This window comes from Streptomyces sp. NPDC016469, from assembly GCF_040632905.1.
Taxonomy (GTDB): Bacteria; Actinomycetota; Actinomycetes; order Streptomycetales; family Streptomycetaceae; genus Streptomyces.
Genome location: NZ_JBEYCQ010000005.1, coordinates 98424 through 113477 on the forward strand (window position 1 = coordinate 98424; position 15054 = coordinate 113477).

Annotated in this window: 17 protein-coding genes and 1 pseudogene; 10 read left to right on the top strand and 8 right to left on the bottom strand. The window is 71.3% G+C overall.

Annotated elements, in window-relative coordinates:
• Nucleotides 1–48 precede the first annotated feature (48 nt).
• Nucleotides 49–642 (top strand): TetR/AcrR family transcriptional regulator, encoded by a 594-nt coding sequence (locus ABZ565_RS07150; protein WP_361021351.1) that lies wholly within the window; start codon nucleotides 49–51, stop codon nucleotides 640–642.
• A gap of 165 nt (nucleotides 643–807) precedes the next feature.
• Here the strand turns inward: ABZ565_RS07150 and ABZ565_RS07155 are convergent, their stop codons facing one another.
• Nucleotides 808–1896 (bottom strand): PP2C family protein-serine/threonine phosphatase, encoded by a 1089-nt coding sequence (locus ABZ565_RS07155; RefSeq protein ID WP_361021353.1) that lies wholly within the window; start codon nucleotides 1894–1896, stop codon nucleotides 808–810.
• 310 nt (nucleotides 1897–2206) lie between these two features.
• Nucleotides 2207–2701 (bottom strand): GNAT family N-acetyltransferase, encoded by a 495-nt coding sequence (locus tag ABZ565_RS07160; RefSeq protein WP_361021355.1) that lies wholly within the window; start codon nucleotides 2699–2701, stop codon nucleotides 2207–2209.
• 49 nt (nucleotides 2702–2750) lie between these two features.
• On the opposite strand from ABZ565_RS07160, the gene ABZ565_RS07165 reads away from it, so the two are divergent.
• Complete coding sequence (locus tag ABZ565_RS07165) at nucleotides 2751–3566, top strand: exodeoxyribonuclease III (RefSeq protein ID WP_361021357.1); 816 nt, start codon at nucleotides 2751–2753, stop codon at nucleotides 3564–3566.
• Between the two features lie 60 nt (nucleotides 3567–3626).
• Here the strand turns inward: ABZ565_RS07165 and ABZ565_RS07170 are convergent, their stop codons facing one another.
• Complete coding sequence (locus ABZ565_RS07170; RefSeq protein WP_361021910.1) at nucleotides 3627–4340, bottom strand: MerR family transcriptional regulator; 714 nt, start codon at nucleotides 4338–4340, stop codon at nucleotides 3627–3629.
• 205 nt (nucleotides 4341–4545) lie between these two features.
• Here ABZ565_RS07170 and ABZ565_RS07175 point away from each other — a divergent pair, with 205 nt between their 5' ends.
• The 5 genes from ABZ565_RS07175 to ABZ565_RS07195 all read left to right on the top strand — a co-directional run bounded on the left by ABZ565_RS07175 (nucleotide 4546) and on the right by ABZ565_RS07195 (nucleotide 10050).
• Nucleotides 4546–6072: an NAD(P)/FAD-dependent oxidoreductase gene (locus tag ABZ565_RS07175; RefSeq protein WP_361021359.1), complete on the top strand. Its 1527-nt coding sequence runs from the start codon at nucleotides 4546–4548 to the stop codon at nucleotides 6070–6072.
• Nucleotides 6069–7028: an alpha/beta fold hydrolase gene (locus ABZ565_RS07180; RefSeq protein ID WP_361021361.1), complete on the top strand. Its 960-nt coding sequence runs from the start codon at nucleotides 6069–6071 to the stop codon at nucleotides 7026–7028. Before ABZ565_RS07175 ends, ABZ565_RS07180 begins: the two co-directional genes overlap by 4 nt.
• Nucleotides 7025–7918 (top strand): SDR family oxidoreductase, encoded by an 894-nt coding sequence (locus ABZ565_RS07185; RefSeq protein WP_361021364.1) that lies wholly within the window; start codon nucleotides 7025–7027, stop codon nucleotides 7916–7918. Before ABZ565_RS07180 ends, ABZ565_RS07185 begins: the two co-directional genes overlap by 4 nt.
• Before the next feature lie 87 nt (nucleotides 7919–8005).
• On the top strand, nucleotides 8006–8203 hold the full coding sequence (locus ABZ565_RS07190; RefSeq protein WP_361021367.1) for a hypothetical protein: 198 nt from the start codon (nucleotides 8006–8008) through the stop codon (nucleotides 8201–8203).
• Nucleotides 8204–8442: 239 nt separating this feature from the next.
• Nucleotides 8443–10050: a DUF4157 domain-containing protein gene (locus ABZ565_RS07195; RefSeq protein WP_361021370.1), complete on the top strand. Its 1608-nt coding sequence runs from the start codon at nucleotides 8443–8445 to the stop codon at nucleotides 10048–10050.
• A gap of 26 nt (nucleotides 10051–10076) precedes the next feature.
• On the opposite strand, the gene ABZ565_RS07200 is transcribed toward ABZ565_RS07195, so the two are convergent.
• The 3 genes from ABZ565_RS07200 to ABZ565_RS07210 all read right to left on the bottom strand — a co-directional run bounded on the left by ABZ565_RS07200 (nucleotide 10077) and on the right by ABZ565_RS07210 (nucleotide 12428).
• Entirely contained in the window at nucleotides 10077–11114 is a 1038-nt protein-coding gene (locus tag ABZ565_RS07200; protein ID WP_361021373.1) for a ricin-type beta-trefoil lectin domain protein, read from the bottom strand.
• Between the two features lie 287 nt (nucleotides 11115–11401).
• Nucleotides 11402–11605 carry a DUF397 domain-containing protein gene (locus ABZ565_RS07205; RefSeq protein WP_361021376.1) on the bottom strand — a complete coding sequence of 68 codons (204 nt, stop codon included), beginning with the start codon at nucleotides 11603–11605 and terminating at the stop codon, nucleotides 11402–11404.
• Nucleotides 11586–12428 carry a helix-turn-helix transcriptional regulator gene (locus ABZ565_RS07210; RefSeq protein ID WP_361021379.1) on the bottom strand — a complete coding sequence of 281 codons (843 nt, stop codon included), beginning with the start codon at nucleotides 12426–12428 and terminating at the stop codon, nucleotides 11586–11588. Before ABZ565_RS07210 ends, ABZ565_RS07205 begins: the two co-directional genes overlap by 20 nt.
• Before the next feature lie 117 nt (nucleotides 12429–12545).
• Here ABZ565_RS07210 and ABZ565_RS07215 point away from each other — a divergent pair, with 117 nt between their 5' ends.
• The 3 genes and pseudogenes from ABZ565_RS07215 to ABZ565_RS07225 form a co-directional block, all read left to right on the top strand.
• Nucleotides 12546–12755: a hypothetical protein gene (locus ABZ565_RS07215; RefSeq protein ID WP_361021382.1), complete on the top strand. Its 210-nt coding sequence runs from the start codon at nucleotides 12546–12548 to the stop codon at nucleotides 12753–12755.
• Nucleotides 12752–13225 carry an ATP-binding protein gene (locus tag ABZ565_RS07220; protein ID WP_361021385.1) on the top strand — a complete coding sequence of 158 codons (474 nt, stop codon included), beginning with the start codon at nucleotides 12752–12754 and terminating at the stop codon, nucleotides 13223–13225. The genes ABZ565_RS07215 and ABZ565_RS07220 overlap by 4 nt, the downstream gene beginning before the upstream one ends.
• A 127-nt stretch (nucleotides 13226–13352) precedes the next feature.
• Nucleotides 13353–13667, top strand: a pseudogene (locus ABZ565_RS07225) (helix-turn-helix transcriptional regulator); the annotation flags it as partial.
• A 106-nt stretch (nucleotides 13668–13773) separates the two neighbouring features.
• Here the strand turns inward: ABZ565_RS07225 and ABZ565_RS07230 are convergent.
• Together ABZ565_RS07230 and ABZ565_RS07235 are read right to left on the bottom strand one after the other, a co-directional pair.
• On the bottom strand, nucleotides 13774–14379 hold the full coding sequence (locus ABZ565_RS07230; protein WP_361021388.1) for a dihydrofolate reductase family protein: 606 nt from the start codon (nucleotides 14377–14379) through the stop codon (nucleotides 13774–13776).
• Between the two features lie 48 nt (nucleotides 14380–14427).
• Nucleotides 14428–15000 carry a dihydrofolate reductase family protein gene (locus ABZ565_RS07235; RefSeq protein WP_361021391.1) on the bottom strand — a complete coding sequence of 191 codons (573 nt, stop codon included), beginning with the start codon at nucleotides 14998–15000 and terminating at the stop codon, nucleotides 14428–14430.
• Nucleotides 15001–15054: the final 54 nt, after the last annotated feature.

The following is a 15054-nucleotide window of genomic DNA, read 5'->3' on the forward strand; positions in this document are numbered from 1 at the left end:
CGGTCTCGTCAAGGGGTTCGAGGGCAGGAACGGGAAAGGGTGTGCGCCATGGCGGACTCGGAATCGGACACGGGCGGGGCGCGGCCCCACACCGGGCGTCGGCGCAACGAAGCGGCGCGACAGGCCATCCTCGACGCCGCGCTGCGGCTGCTCGGGGAGGCCGAGGGCGACTCCGTCACCGTCGAGACCATCGCGCGGGCGGCCGGCGTAGGAAAGCAGACGCTCTACCGGTGGTGGCCCTCGAAGGGGGCCGTCTTCCTGGAGGCCCTCGCGGAACGCGCCCAGCAGACGGTGCCCGCGCCGGACCACGGGAACCTGCGCGACGATCTCCGGGTGCTCGTCGCCGCCACCTTCGCCGGGGCCCAGCGGCCACCTGTGGGCCCGGCGCTGCGCGCCCTGGCCCGGGAGGCCGCCCGCGACCCCCAGCTCGCCGTGCTCATGCGGGAGTTCACCGAGTCCCGCCGCGCTGCCCTGCGCGAGGTGCTGGAGCGGGGGCGGGAGCGCGGCGAGCTGGAGGCCGGACGCGACCTCGACCTGATGGTCGACCAGGTGTACGGCGTCTTCTGGTACCGCTTCCTGCTCGGCCACGCCCCCTTGGACGAGGGCACCGCCACCATCCTCGCGGACTCGCTGCTGCCCTGACGGCCGCTCATGACGTGTCCGGAATCGGGGCCGACGTCGGGAAACGTGACTCGGATGCGCTTCGCGGTCACTCGTGCGCGGGAACGGGGACTCCATCACCGCCCAGTGAGTGGGGAACGATCACTGCCGCGCTGGGAAGCGATCTCCAGTGCCTTGGCAGTGCGGTCATCCGGGCCCCGGACCGGGTGGCCAGGCGAGGGCCAGGAGGGCCGCGTCGTCGTAGGTGTCGGTGCGGTTGTAGTCCTGGGCGTCGTCGAGCAGCCAGGTGAGCAGGTGTTGCGGGTCGACCGGTGGGGAATGGGCGCGCTGGTAAGCCGTCAGGCGGGCGGCGAGCGGATAGAAGGTCCCGGCCTCGTTCCGGGTCTCCGCGATGCCGTCGGTGTACAGCAGGAGTGTGTCGCCGGGCCGCAGGAGCGTTCCGGCCGACTGCGGGCCGTCCGCGTCGGCGGGTGCGCTCGCGAGGGTGCTCAGCCCCAGGGGGAGGCCGGTGCCGGCCGGGAGTTCCTGGACCGTGCCGTCGCGCAGTACGAGTGAGGGCGGGTGGCCGCAGGAGTACGCCTCCGTGCGGCCGCCGGGCGCGATCTGGATGAGGAGAGCGGTGACGAACGCCTCGTCGTCGCGCAGGAAGCGGTTCAGGCCGGTGTCGAGGCGACCGGCCAGGCGGCCGAGCGTGGCTTCCTCGTACGCCGCCTCGTGAAACGAGCCGAGGACCGCTGAGGCGGTGGACACGGCGCCGAGCCCCTTCCCGCGTACGTCCCCGATAAGCGCGCGCACCCCGAACTCGGTGTCCGCCACCGCGTAGAGGTCGCCCCCGATGCGCGCGTACTGTGCGGCGGCCAGATAGCTCGCGGCCGTACGGAAGTGGCCCAGCGTCTCGGGCGGCGGACGCAGCACCGCCCGCTGCGCGGTCTCGGCGACGGACACGACCTTCCGCAGCCGCGCGGACTCCCGCTCCCCGCGTCGCACCACGAAGCAGCCCAGCGCGGCGATGGCGCAGATCACCGCGGTGGTGCCGATCGCCGAGCCGATCCGCTGCGGCTCGGCCGGCAGGAGCAGCCAGCGGATCCCCACCGCCGCCACCGCCGAACCGACGATCACCGGCGGCCCGAACCCGAACGAGATGACGGCCGGAATCGCGACCAGCACCGAGGCGATGTGCGAGGAGGGCGGGGTGCTCAGTTGCAGGACCACCACGAGGGCGCACAGGACGAGGGCGGTGCCCAGCACCGCCGCCTTGGGGCCACGCTTCGTCACGGCCCGCTCCCCGTCCTGACTGTCGCGGACGCTCCCCTCACCACGCCCGGCACGCATCCCGCGGCGCCTCCCTTCCGTGTGCTCACGTGACACAGCCATTGTTGGACAGCTCCAGGCATCCCGCCCGTGGACCGGCGCGGGCCGGGGACGCATCCGGTAAGGACCTCATGCCCCGTGTCGGTGAGTCCGTCGAGCCGGCGGCGCGACGAGCCGCTGAGCAGAAGCTTCGCGATGCCCGCCGGGTCCACGCACCCGGGGGACGGCCCTGAAGGCGGCGTTCCGAAGGCGGGGTGAGGGGAACGGCTCGGTGTCAGACCGTGCCGCCCTCCCCGAGCGGCTTCGCGTAGCAGTGGCTGCTGTCGTACGTGCGGTAGTGGCCGAACTTCTCGCACGGGGTGTAGCCGCTGGAGAGGTACAGGGCGATGGCCTCCGGCTGGCGGTCGCCGGTCTCCAGGACCATGCGGGTGCGGCCCGCGGCGCGGGCGTCCGCCTCCAGGGCGGCCAGGATGCGGCGGGCGAGGCCCTGGCCGCGGCCCTCCGGTATGACGTACATCCGCTTCAGCTCGGCGTCGCCGTCCGAGTAGCCCTCGTCGTTGCGCTCCTGCGAGCGCCAGCCGCCCGTGGCGACGGGCTGGTCCGACGCGTCGTACGCGATCAGGTACAGCCCGTGAGGCGGGTCGAACATCGTGGCGTCCAGCGGTGTGACATCGCCCCCATCGCCGTACCGCTCGGCGTATTCGAGCTGCACGCGGTCGTTGAGTTTGACGGCATCGGGGTGGTCGAAGGCCCGGACTTGGATATTCATGCGAAGTATCGTACATGTATGCGGCATCGTGGGCCGATATCGTGCGGGGATGCTCACCGTGACCAGCGTGAATGTAAACGGACTCCGCGCCGCGGCCAAGAAGGGCTTCGTCGAGTGGCTGGCGCAGACCGATGCCGACGTGGTCTGCCTCCAGGAGGTGCGCGCCGAGCCCGAGCAGCTGCCCGCGGACGTACGCGACCCCGAGGGCTGGCACACCGTCCACGCGCCGGCCGCCGCCAAGGGCCGGGCCGGGGTCTCCCTCTACTCGCGGCGCGCCCCCGAGCGGGTGCAGATCGGTTTCGGCGGTTACGGGCACGCCGGGTGCGAGGAGTTCGACACGAGCGGGCGGTACGTCGAGATCGACCTGCCCGGCGTCACGGTCGCGAGCCTCTACCTGCCCTCCGGCGAGGTCGGCACCGAGCGGCAGGACGAGAAGGAGCGCTTCATGGCCGCCTTCCTGCCCTACCTCGTCGGGCTGAAGGCGCGCGCCGCCGCCGAGGGCCGCGAGGTCGTCGTCTGCGGCGACTGGAACATCGCCCACCAGGAGGCCGACCTCAAGAACTGGCGCGCCAACCGCAAGAGCTCCGGCTTCCTCCCCGAGGAGCGCGAGTGGCTGACCCGGGTCTTCGCGGAGGCCGCGTACGTCGACGTCGTACGCGCCCTGCACCCGGACGTCGAGGGCCCGTACTCGTGGTGGTCGTACCGGGGGCGCGCCTTCGACAACGACACCGGCTGGCGGATCGACTACCAGGTCGCGACCCCCGGGCTCGCCGGCCGCGCGGTGAAGGCGTGGGTCGAACGGGCGGCCACGCACGGCGAGCGGTGGAGCGACCATGCGCCGGTGACGGTGGTGTACGAGCAGTAGGGGCGGGGTAGGGCGGGGGTGCTGCGCCCCTGGCCTGAACCTACCCGGGCGGGAGGCGGATCACGCCCCGCCTGCGCCTGCGCCTCCGGCCCCGCCTGTGCCGCCGCGCCCCGCCTGCGCCTCCGGCCCCCCCTGCGCCTCCGGTGGCTCCGGCTTCCGCCGCAGCCTCCGGTCCAGCGCCATCGACAGCTCCGCGTCCACCACAGCCCGCGCCAGCGGCCGCAGTTGGGGCGGCTCCGGGTCGGTCTCCGCGCCGTACTCCTGGAGCACCGAGACGAACAGGTCCGCCAACGCCTCCGCGTGCCTGCGGACCTGGCGGCCCGTGGTCAGGACCGCGGTGAGCGGCACGCCTTCCCGTACCAGCTCCGCCGACACCTCCAGCAGGCGGCGGCTGATGTGGACGATCTCCTCGCCGTCCGTCCCCAGGTAGCCCAGCTCCATTGCCAGCGCCAGGTTCTCCGGCGTGGACTCGCCCTCGAAGTAGTCCGCCAGCTGCTCGGGCGTCAGGCGGACCGGGGTCTCCTCGGACGGTTCGCCCAGGCCCAGCACCTCCGCGACATCGCGGCCGCTCTCGAACGTACGGGCGAGATCGGCGATGCCGGTCAACGTGTGGCCGCGCTCCAGGAGGCCCGTGATCGTGCGCAGGCGGGCCAGGTGGTGGTCGTCGTACCAGGCGATGCGGCCCTCGCGGCGGGGCGGCGAGATCAGGCCGCGCTCACGGTAGAAGCGCACGGTCCGCACGGGGATGCCGGCCTCCCTGGCCAGCTCCTCCATGCGGTACTCGCGGTGCTCGGGTCCTTCTGCCACCCCCGCACCTTATCCGCCTCCCTGGCGAGGAAAACGCGTCCGAGCCGCAAGTTGTACCGCCGGTAACTTTCCTCCGTCCACCCCCTACCCATCGGTACTCCGCTGCTCTACCCTCCCAACCATGCCAGTGATTGCTGGCAGAGTCGTGTGACGTACCGCGGGAGGCGGCAGCATGGCCCAGCACGAGCATGTACGCGTGGCGGTGATCGGATCCGGATTCGGGGGCCTCGGCGCCGCGGTCCGGCTGCGCCGCGAAGGCATCACCGATTTCGTGATCCTGGAGCGCGCCGGTTCCGTCGGCGGCACCTGGCGCGACAACAGCTACCCCGGCTGCGCCTGCGACGTACCGTCCCACCTGTACTCCTTCTCGTTCGCACCCAACCCCGAGTGGCCGCGCACCTTCTCCGGGCAGGAGCACATCCGCGCCTACCTGGAGCACGTCGCCGACACCTTCGGGCTCCGCGCCCACCTGCGCCTCAACCACGAGGTGACGCAGATGCGGTGGGACAACGACGAGCTGCACTGGGTCATCGACAGCGCCGACGGGACCACCGTCGTCGCGGACGTCGTCGTCTCCGCGACCGGACCGCTCTCCGACCCGAAGATGCCCGACATTCCGGGGCTCGCCGACTTCCCCGGCAAGGTCTTCCACTCCGCCCGCTGGGACCACGACGCCGACCTCACCGGCAAGCGCGTCGCGATGATCGGCACCGGCGCCTCCGCCATCCAGATCGTGCCCGCGATCCAGCCGAAGGTCGGCAAGCTGACGCTCTTCCAGCGCACCCCGCCCTGGGTCATGCCCCGCATGGACCGGAAGATCAGCGGCCTGGAGCGCACGCTGCACCGCGCCCTGCCCGTCACCGGCACCGCCCGCCGCGGACTCCTCTGGGGCATCCGGGAGTTGCAGGTCAGCGCCTTCACCAAGCACCCCGACCAGCTCGGCCTGGTCGAGCGCATAGCGAAGTCCAACATGGCCCGCGCCATCAAGGACCCGGCCCTGCGCGCCAAGCTGACCCCCTCCTACCGCATCGGCTGCAAGCGCATCCTGCTGTCGAGCACGTACTACCCCGCCCTCGCCCAGCCCAATGTCGATGTCGTCGCCTCCGGCCTCGCCGAGATCCGCGGCAACACCGTCGTCGCGTCCGACGGTACGGAGGCCGAGGTCGACGCGATCATCTTCGGCACCGGCTTCCACGTCACCGACATGCCGATCGCCGAACGCGTCGTCGGCGCCGACGGGATCACGCTCACCGAGTCCTGGAAGGACGGCATGCAGGCGCTGCGCGGCGCCAGCGCGGCCGGCTTCCCCAACTGGATGACGATCATCGGCCCCAACACCGGGCTCGGGAACTCCTCGATGATCCTCATGATCGAGTCCCAGCTGAACTACATGGCCGACTACCTGCGCCAGCTGAACCTCCTCGGCGGCAAGGCGGCCCTCGACGCCCGCCCCTCCGCCGTCCACACGTGGAACCGCCGCGTCCAGGAGCGTATGAAGCGCACCGTCTGGAACACCGGCGGCTGCAACAGCTGGTACCTGGACGCCAACGGCCGCAACACCACCGTCTGGCCCGGCACCACCTCCGAGTTCCGCAGGGCCACCCGGACCGTCGACATGGCCGAGTACCAGGTCCTGCGCCCGCCCCTCCCCGCCCAGCGCGCGTCCGGCGACACCGTCTCCGAGGAGGCCGTCCGATGAGCCGCCCCCTGCCCGTCGCCGGCCGCCGCCCCGCGGCCGCCCGCGAACTCCTCGCGGTCTCCGCCGACGGCTCCCGCATACACGTCGAGGTCCATGGCCAGGAGGGCGCGCCCGCCGTCGTCCTCTCCCACGGCTGGACCTGCAACACCAGCTTCTGGGACGCCCAGATACGGGACCTCGCCGTCGACCACCGCGTCATCGCCTACGACCAGCGCGGCCACGGCACCTCGCCCGCCGCCGCCCGCGACGGCTACAGCACCGACGCCCTCGCCGACGACCTCGAAGCCGTCCTCGCCGCGACCCTCGCCCCCGGCGAGAAGGCCGTCCTCGCCGGGCACTCCATGGGCGGCATGACCATCATGTCCGCCTCCCGCCGCCCGAAGCTGCGCGAGCACGCCGTCGCCGTCCTGCTGTGCAGCACCGGCAGCTCCCGGCTCCTCGCCGAGTCGCTGGTCGTGCCGATGCGCGCCGGAGCCGTACGCACGCGTCTCACCCGCGCCATCCTCGGCGCGCGCGCCCCCCTCGGACCGGTCACACCGGTCTCCCGGCGGATACTGAAGTACGGGACGATGGGCGCGGGTTCGGCCCCCGACCGGGTCGACACCTGCGCCCGCATCGTGCACGCCTGCCCCCGCATACCCCGGGTCGCCTGGGGGAACGTCCTCGCGGATCTCGATCTGGAAGAGGGCGTACGGGAGTTGCGCGTGCCCACCGCGGTCATCGCGGGCACGGAGGACCGGCTCACGCCGCCCGTCCACGCCCGCGCCCTCGCGGCGGCCCTGCCCGACTGCCTCGGCCTCACCGAGCTGGCGGGCATGGGGCACATGACGCCCGTCGAGGCGCCGGAGGTCGTGACGGCGAAGATACGGGAGCTGGTGGCCGCCTACCTGCCGTCCGGCCCGGACCGGGACGCGCGGGGTACCACAGACATCGAGGGCAAGGAGGAGGTCGCATGAGCGGCACGGGAAGTCTCGAAGGACAGGTCGTCGTCGTCACCGGCGCGGCACGCGGCGTCGGTGAACTCCTCGCCCGCAAACTCTCCGCCCGGGGCGCGATCCTCGCCCTCGTCGGCCTCGAACCCGACGAGCTGAAGAAGGTATCGGCACGCCTCCACGGTGAAAGCGACCACTGGCACGCCGATGTGACGGACCATGAGACAATGGTCCGGGTGGCCCAGGACGTCAAGGCGCGCTTCGGCAAGATCGACATCGTCGTCGCCAACGCGGGCGTCGCCACCGGCGGTCCGCTGGTCGACTCCGACCCCGTCGCCTGGCGCCGCGTCATCGAGGTCAACCTCATCGGCGGCGCGGTCACGGCTCGCGCCTTCCTGCCCGTCCTCATGGAGAGCCGGGGCTACTTCCTCCAGATCGCGTCCCTCGCCGCGATGACCCCGGCCCCGATGATGAGCGCCTACTGCGCCTCCAAGTCGGGTGTCGAGGCGTTCGCGCACAGCCTGCGCGCAGAAGTCGGCTACAAGGGCGTGAAGGTCGGCGTCGGCTACCTCTCCTGGACCGACACCGACATGGTGCGCGGCGCCGACGAGGACGACGTCATGCGCGACCTGCGGAAGCGCCTCCCGTGGCCCACCAACCGCACGTACCCCCTCGGCCCCGCCGTCGACCGCATCGTCGCCGGCATCGAGCGCCGCTCCGCCCACGTCTACGCCCAGTGGTGGCTGCGCGGCATGCAGTCCGTACGCGGCTACCTGCCGACCCTCATCGGCGTCGTCGGCCAGCGTGAGATGCGCCGCTTCGGCCCGCGCATGGAGGGCCTGAGCCGCGGTCTCGTCGGCGCCGGGGGCGCCGCTGACCAGCAGGAACGCGCCTCGCGTACGCAGCGTGAGTGATCGACATGCGGAGCGTGGCGGCCCGTGTGAATCTGGTCGAGGCCCCACCGGGGCCACACCCCCACGCACCACATAGGAGTGAACAGCATGGGTATCGCCGACCAGTTCAAGGACAAGGCCAAGGACCTCGCGGGCCAGGCGCAGGACCAGGCGCAGGACCGCCGGCGCCAGGGCCAGGGCCAGGACCGCGACCGCGCGAAGGACGCGACCCAGCAGGGCCGCGACCGCGCGAAGGGCGCCGGCCAGCGCGCCCAGGACGAGGCGAGCGAGCGCTTCGACCGGTAACGGCCTTGCGGTGACGCCGAGGGGCGCGCCCGGATTCTTCCGGGCGCGCCCCTTCCGCTGCCCGAGGAGCCGTCCGGCGGGCCCCGACGGCCGCCCTCGCTTCAGCTTCAGCCGGAGATGGACGTCACCCTGCGAACCTCTGCCGAGTCACCCTGCGTTGCCCTCTCGGGCCTGGAGTCCTGCTCTGCCGGCCGTGTATCCATGAAGCGTCGCCATTCTCAGTTGCTGCGGAGCGGGCCTTGAGTGATCACGAGAACCTGAAGAAGTCCACCGGCCCTCTCCGGGCACCGGCCGCGAAGCAGGTGGGCGTGCCGCAGGCGCCGCATGAGGGGCTGTGGGCCCTGCAGGCCAAGCACGGGAACGCGGCCATCGTCCAGATGCTCCGAGAGGCCGGCCATCCTTGGGTCCAGCAGCGGCCCGAGCGGCACCAGCACGGATCCGGCTGCGGTCACCAGGCCGCTTGGCAGGCCGGAACCACGGATGCGGCGCCCGTGCAACGGTCCACCGTTCACGAGGTGCTCCGAGCCCCCGGCAGGGCCATGGACGACGCGACCCGCACCGACATGGAGGCCCGGCTGGGCGCGGACTTCTCGGACGTGCGCATCCACGACGGTTCCGCGGCCGCGGCCTCTGCGGCCGAGGTCGGTGCCCGCGCCTACACGTCCGGCAACCATGTCGTCATCGGCGCCGGCGGCACCGACAGGCACACCCTCGCCCACGAGCTGACCCACGTCATCCAGCAACGCCAGGGGCCCGTCGCCGGCACCGACAACGGCACCGGGCTCAAGGTCTCCGACCCGGCGGACCGCTTCGAGCGCGAGGCGGAAGCCAACGCGAAGCGCGCCCTTGCCGCGACGCCTCCGGTCAACGCCCCCGAAAGCACGCCGGCGAAGCCCGGGCAGGGCGCGTCCTCGGTCCACGGCCGGCCCCACCTGCAACGCACCAAGACGAAGGAAGTGCCGGCCGCAGCGACCAAGCGGGCCATGGACAAGATGACGTCGGACTGGACGCAGATGCCCTATGCCGGGGGGAAATGGCCCGATTCCGTCGAGAATAGCCCCAAGCGCCGTATGGACGCCGACGAGCAGGCTCTGCGCCACGTGGCGCGGCGGTTCTTCAACAGCGGAAAGGACTACATCGAGGGGGACGGGAACCAGGAGACCCAGGTCATGTCCGTCGGCGGCGGGATCCTTGTCGCCTGCAACGACAATGGCACATCTGCCGGGATCCTGCGGACCCTCCAGACACGCACTCTCGCCGATGTCATGCGGGACTCGGACGGGGCGGGAAGCGACGCCAGAGCCAAGAGGTCGGCGGACTACATGACCAACCTCGGTGAGGGGAACGGCCGGGACGGCGCGGTCAACACCTTCATGACCACTGCCATGGCCGTGCAGGACGGCGTGTTGACGGCACAAACGGCGACGGAGGCAGCGTCGACGATCGGGGGCGGGCACATGGATGGGAAGATCGTCTTCATCCATTCCGGCTTCGAAGAACTCCACGCGGAGCAGAAGCTGGTGCTGGCCCTGCTCCAGGCCGGCTGGACCGGTGCGGCGACGATCGTCGGCAAGAAGAGGCCGTGCACCTCGTGCTTCCTCTCCTTGTCGATCGCGAAACACAAGAAGCTTCCTCAGCTGTCCTTCCAGACGAAACCCGGCGGCTACTGGGCAACCGCGAACGCCGGACTCACGAGAATCGCCAACGCGGCAGGGGTCAAGGACGAGAAGGAGCTCGACGAGCTGATCCAGAAGTACGCGCCGGCGACGGTTCACCGCACCGGCCCGGACGGGAGCCAGCAGTACGGCTCCGACTCCGAGGAGTCCGACGTCGAGATGGCCGGGTAAGGGCCTCAGCACTGCTCTCGCGGCGGTCAGGCGGCTTGCCAGCGCTGGTTGTCACGGCCGTTGCACTCCCAGAGCACGATCTGGGAACCGCTCGCCCCTCCGAAGAGATCCAGGCACTTGCCGGTGGACGCGGACACCAGCTCCTTGCCGGAAAGGCCGATGCGCTGCGGGGAGGACCGGTCGCAGCCGGCCAGGACGACCGGAGTGCGGTCCTCGGTCCCGGTGACGGTCGCGCAGAGTCCGCCCTGCCGCAGACTGCCGTCCGCACCCACACTCCAGGACTGGGCGGACGAGCTGTCGCAGACGGACGCGCCGAGCTGCGCCCCGGACCCCGCGCCCGTCAGGCACTTGCCCGACGCCTCGACGGACAGCGGGAACGCGCGCACCTCGGCCGAGTCGCCGCCCTTGCCGCCGCCCGGCTTCGTGGCGCTGTCCGTACCCGCTCCGCTCGCGTCCGGCGACGGGCCGGACCCCGCCGCCTGCGCCGTGCTCCGGCCCGGACCGGGCGTGCTCCGCCGCTTCGTGCCCGGTGACGGGGAGGCGGTGGCGGACGGGGTCACGGAGCCGGCCGCCGTCGGGTCCGCCGTCGAACCCCCGGGCAGCGGCGACCGGTCCCCGCCCCCCTCGGCCCCGCCCCCGGCCCGCACAGGCCCTTCGGCCGGCGCGGCGGCCCGGCGGCCGGAGCCCTCGGCGCCCCCGCCGGCCGTGACGGCCACGCCCGCGACGACGGCGACGGCCACCACACCGACGACCGCGGCCAGGACGCGCGCCCGTCGCTGGAACGCCCGACGTCGTGGGGGAGCGGCCGGGGATATGTCGCGCGCCTCCGCCTCGGAGGACTCCGGCGCGCCGGACTCCCCGGGACGGCTCTGCGTCGGGGCGCTCCGGCCCGCCTCATCCCCGGCGCTCTCGGCGTTCCCGGCCTCCTCCGCCCGCTGCGCCGCGATCGCCCGAGCCAGCGCGGCACGGGCGGAATCGAGCTTCGCCGCGTCGTTGCTCCGCAGTGGCTCGGCGGGCCGTGAGCCGGCGGGTCCGGTGACGTTTCGCTTCGGCAGCTCTGGCATTCGGTTGTGCTCCTAGCATGGGCGATCGAGCTCCGAGGAACGCTCGGGGACGAAGGGGGCGACCCACGGCGCCTGCTGTCCCCTTGCGCGGCACATGTATGCGGGGCGCGTAGGGGAGGGTGGCAGTGGATCAATCCCCATCCAATCGCCGCATGACCTGATAAAGAAAGGCGAACACGCCGGTGTCAGCGAGGAGTTGGTCGAGCGGTTCGCGAGGGGGGCGCGGGCCCACGCAGAAGGGGCGCGCCCGGTCGTTCCGGGTGCGCCCCTTCTGCGTGGGTGCTGTGTCAGGCGGTCTTGACCGCCTCGATGAACGGCGCCCAGGCGGCGGCGTTGACGACGAGCGCGGGCCCGTCGGGCCGCTTGGAGTCACGGACGGGGACGAGGCCGGGGTGGCCGTCGGCGACTTCGAGGCAGTTTCCGCCAGAGCCGTTGCTGTAGCTGCTCTTGCGCCAGCGGGTGGTGCTCAGATCAAGGGTTGTGCTGGCCATTCCGGAACTCCTCAGCCGCCTTCTTCAGCAGGGCCAGGGACACCTCCGGCGGCAGCGCGGCGGCCCTGAGGCGATCGTATGCGTTGCGGTACTGCTTAACGAGCCCCGGATCATCGATGGTCTGTCCGTGGTATGCGCCTTCGGTGTAGAACAGCGGGGGTTCGTCATCGAAGTTCAGCAGCAGCAGCGGCATCTCACTGATGGGGCGGGTGGCCGCGTTCCACGGGAGGATCTGTAGAACGACCCGACGGCTTTGTACCAGGGCGGTGATGTGATCCAACTGCTCGGCCATCTCCGCTGGCTCCAGCAGTGAGTGGCGGAGCACCGACTCGTCCAGAACCACCCAGTATTCGGGCTTCTTGGGGTCGGCGAACAGCTTGGCTCGCTGCTGCCGGGCATCGATCTTTGCCTGTACCTCCTCGGGAGTGTCCAGAGGATGCGTGGCCTGGATGACGGCTCGCGCGTAGGCAGGGGTCTGGAGGAGTCCCGGGATGAGATTGCCCGACCACTCATTGATGGTCCGGGCGCGGACCTCCGCTTCCACGACGTTGGCGAAGAACGCTGCGTGCCCCTTGCTTTGGGCCTCGCGCACGTCTTCACAACGCCGAACGAAAAAGTCCGTGCCCAGCTTGCGGTCCACATGCACCGCGAGATCTTGCGGCATGCGGCGGGCGCCGTGCTCGATAGCGCTGAGCATGGGGACCCCGTAATAACTGCCCTCAAGCAGCTTCTCCAGGGTCAGGCCCGCCGCCTCCCTCTGGTAGCGCAGCTCCTTCCCGTAGAACTGCGGCACCCCCGCCGAACCGTCGATGTCCTTCGCCACCGCCGACCGCCTTTCACACCTCGCTCTGTGGAGCGGAATCGGCTTCCACCGTAGAGACCCATGCGGCAGCGTGTGAGGTGTTCGTCACAGCAAGCAACCGAAAGGTGGACTGCCCTCATGGACCACGCCCCGTACGACATCGGCCCGGAGATCGACGCGTTGCGCGCGGCGCTCAAGGCGAACGGGATCACGCTGCCGTCACTCGGAGTTGACCCGCTGACGCTCGCGGGTCGGCCGAGCCGGCCGCCGCTCGTCGCGCTCGGTAACTGCAATACGGAGACCGCGCGCCGGCTGGCCGAGGTGCTGCAGAGGGCGGCCGGAGGATGAACGGGCTGCCGCTGACATGGGAGTTCCTGGCGGTCCCGCAGGCGGTGCCGGAGGTGCGGCAGATACTGCGGGAGCGGTTCGAAGGCGAGGACGCGGGCGATCTCGTGCTGTGCGTCAGCGAGTTGCTGGCGAACGTGATCACTCACGTGGGGGAGCGCACGCCGGTGGCGCTACGGGTGAGCGCGACGCCCTCGGGACGCGTACGGGTAGCGGTGAGCGACCCCGCGGCGACGGTGTGGCCCGTACTCCGGGAGACCGGCCCGGAGGGCACGTCGGGCCGGGGACTCCAACTGCTGGACGCGCTCGCCCTGCGGTGGGGCGTGGAGCAGGCCCCGTACCGGAAGACGGTGTGGTGCGAACTGCGTGCGCCGAAGAGCCGGGCGGGCTTCCGTCCCGACGGAGCGGAGTCGACGGCAACGCGGTACGGATCACGTACCGGTTCGCCCCCGAACAGCGCATCGTGCTGCTGACGGTCTTCCGCAAGACCAGTCAGCGGGAGAGTGCCGAGGCCGAGCGGGCTCAGCGGGTTCAGGACGCCTGTGAGACCGGTCATGGCCCTGCTGAGCACAGTGACGAGCGGACCGGTGAGGAGCGCCGGTGAAACCCTCCGAGTGGAAGACCCGCAGGACGCGGAAACTCCTGGGGGAGACGGTCGAGGAGTCCTCCGCCTACACCGAAGCCGGGTATGCCTGCGCCCTCGGCCAAGCCGTCTGCGACCGGCGGACGGCGCTCGGCATGTCACAGACGGAACTGGCACGTCGTGCCGGAATGACCCAGCCGCAGATCTCCGACATCGAGGGCGGGGGCTCGGTGCCGACCCTCCCGTTGCTCCCCCGTCTGGCCACGGCCCTGGTCGCGTCCCTGGCGATCGACCTCGACCACGACACCTCGGCCTCCACCTTCACGCCGCACGGAAACCACGAGCCGGAAGCGGGGCGGAGGCGAACGGGGATCTGCGGCCCGAGGGGATGGCGGGCCGACCCTGCCGGCGGTCACCGACTTCTGCCCGCGAGCGCTCTCAGAAGCTGTCGTACGTGGGCCGTCCCGCAGGCCGGTAGACGGCCAGGACCGTGCCGCCCTTGGTCGCCGAGACGCTGACCGGCTCCAGGGCGGTCGGGATCGCGCCGTCGGCGAAGAGGCGTTTGCCGGTGCCGATGATCACCGGGTGGATGGTGAGGCGGTACTCGTCCACCAGGCCCTCGCGCATCAGGGTCTGGGCGAGGTCGCCGCTGCCGACGACGTTGATGTTGCGGCCCTCGGTGGCCTTGAGGCGGCGTACGGCGTCGGCGGTGTCGCCCTCAAGGAGGGTGGAGTTCTGCCAGTCGACGGAAGGCAGGGTGCGGGACGCCACGTACTTGTGCATGGAGTTCATCCGCTCGGTGAACGGGTTGGCCGGGTCGGCGGACGGCCAGTACGAGGCGAAGATGTCGTACGTCTTGCGGCCGAGGAGCATCGCGTCGGTGTCCTCGTACCAGCCGGCGATGGCCGCGCCGACCTCGTCGTCGGACACCGGCTTCTGCCAGCCGCCGTGGGTGAAGCCGCTCTCGGCGTCCTCGTCGGAGGCGCCGGGGGCCTGCATGACGCCGTCGAGGGTCAGGAACGTGGAGACGATGATCTTGCGCATGATGAGTCTTCCTCTCGTCGTGGGGTGACCGTGCGGCCGGTGGCGTCCTCAGCGGACGACGTCGAAGACGTTTTTCTGGATGCCGTTCGGGAACGCCTCGTGCTCCACGAGCTTCAGGTGCCGGGTGTCCTTGTCCGCCGCGCTGAACAGGCGCTTTCCGGCGCCGAGGAGGAGCGGGAAGACGAGGAGGTGGTAGCGGTCGATCAGGCCGGCGTCGGAGAGCGCGTGGTTGAGGGTGGCGCTGCCGTGGACGATGACCGGGCCGCCGTCGGTCTCCTTGAGCGCGGCGACGTCGTCCAGCGAGCGCAGGATGTGCGTTTCGCCCCAGGTGTCCACGAGGCCGTCCTCGGTGAGCGTGGTGGACACGACGTACTTGGGCATCGCCTTGTAGCCCGCGAACTCCGCCATGCCCGGCCACACGGGGCTGAACGCCTCGTAGCTGACCCGCCCCATCATGAGCGCCCCGGCCTCCTCCTGCTCCCGGCCCTTGATCTCGTACGCCTCGGGCAGGAAGTCGATGCCCTTGAAGGTCCAGCCGGAGTTCCGGTAGCCGGGCTCGCCGCCGGGGGCCTCCACGACACCGTCGAGGGAGACGAAGGCGGTGCTGATGAGTGTGCGCATGATGTCCTCGGGGTACGTGCGGCGGGTTTTACATGGGTTCAGACTGCGGGCGGC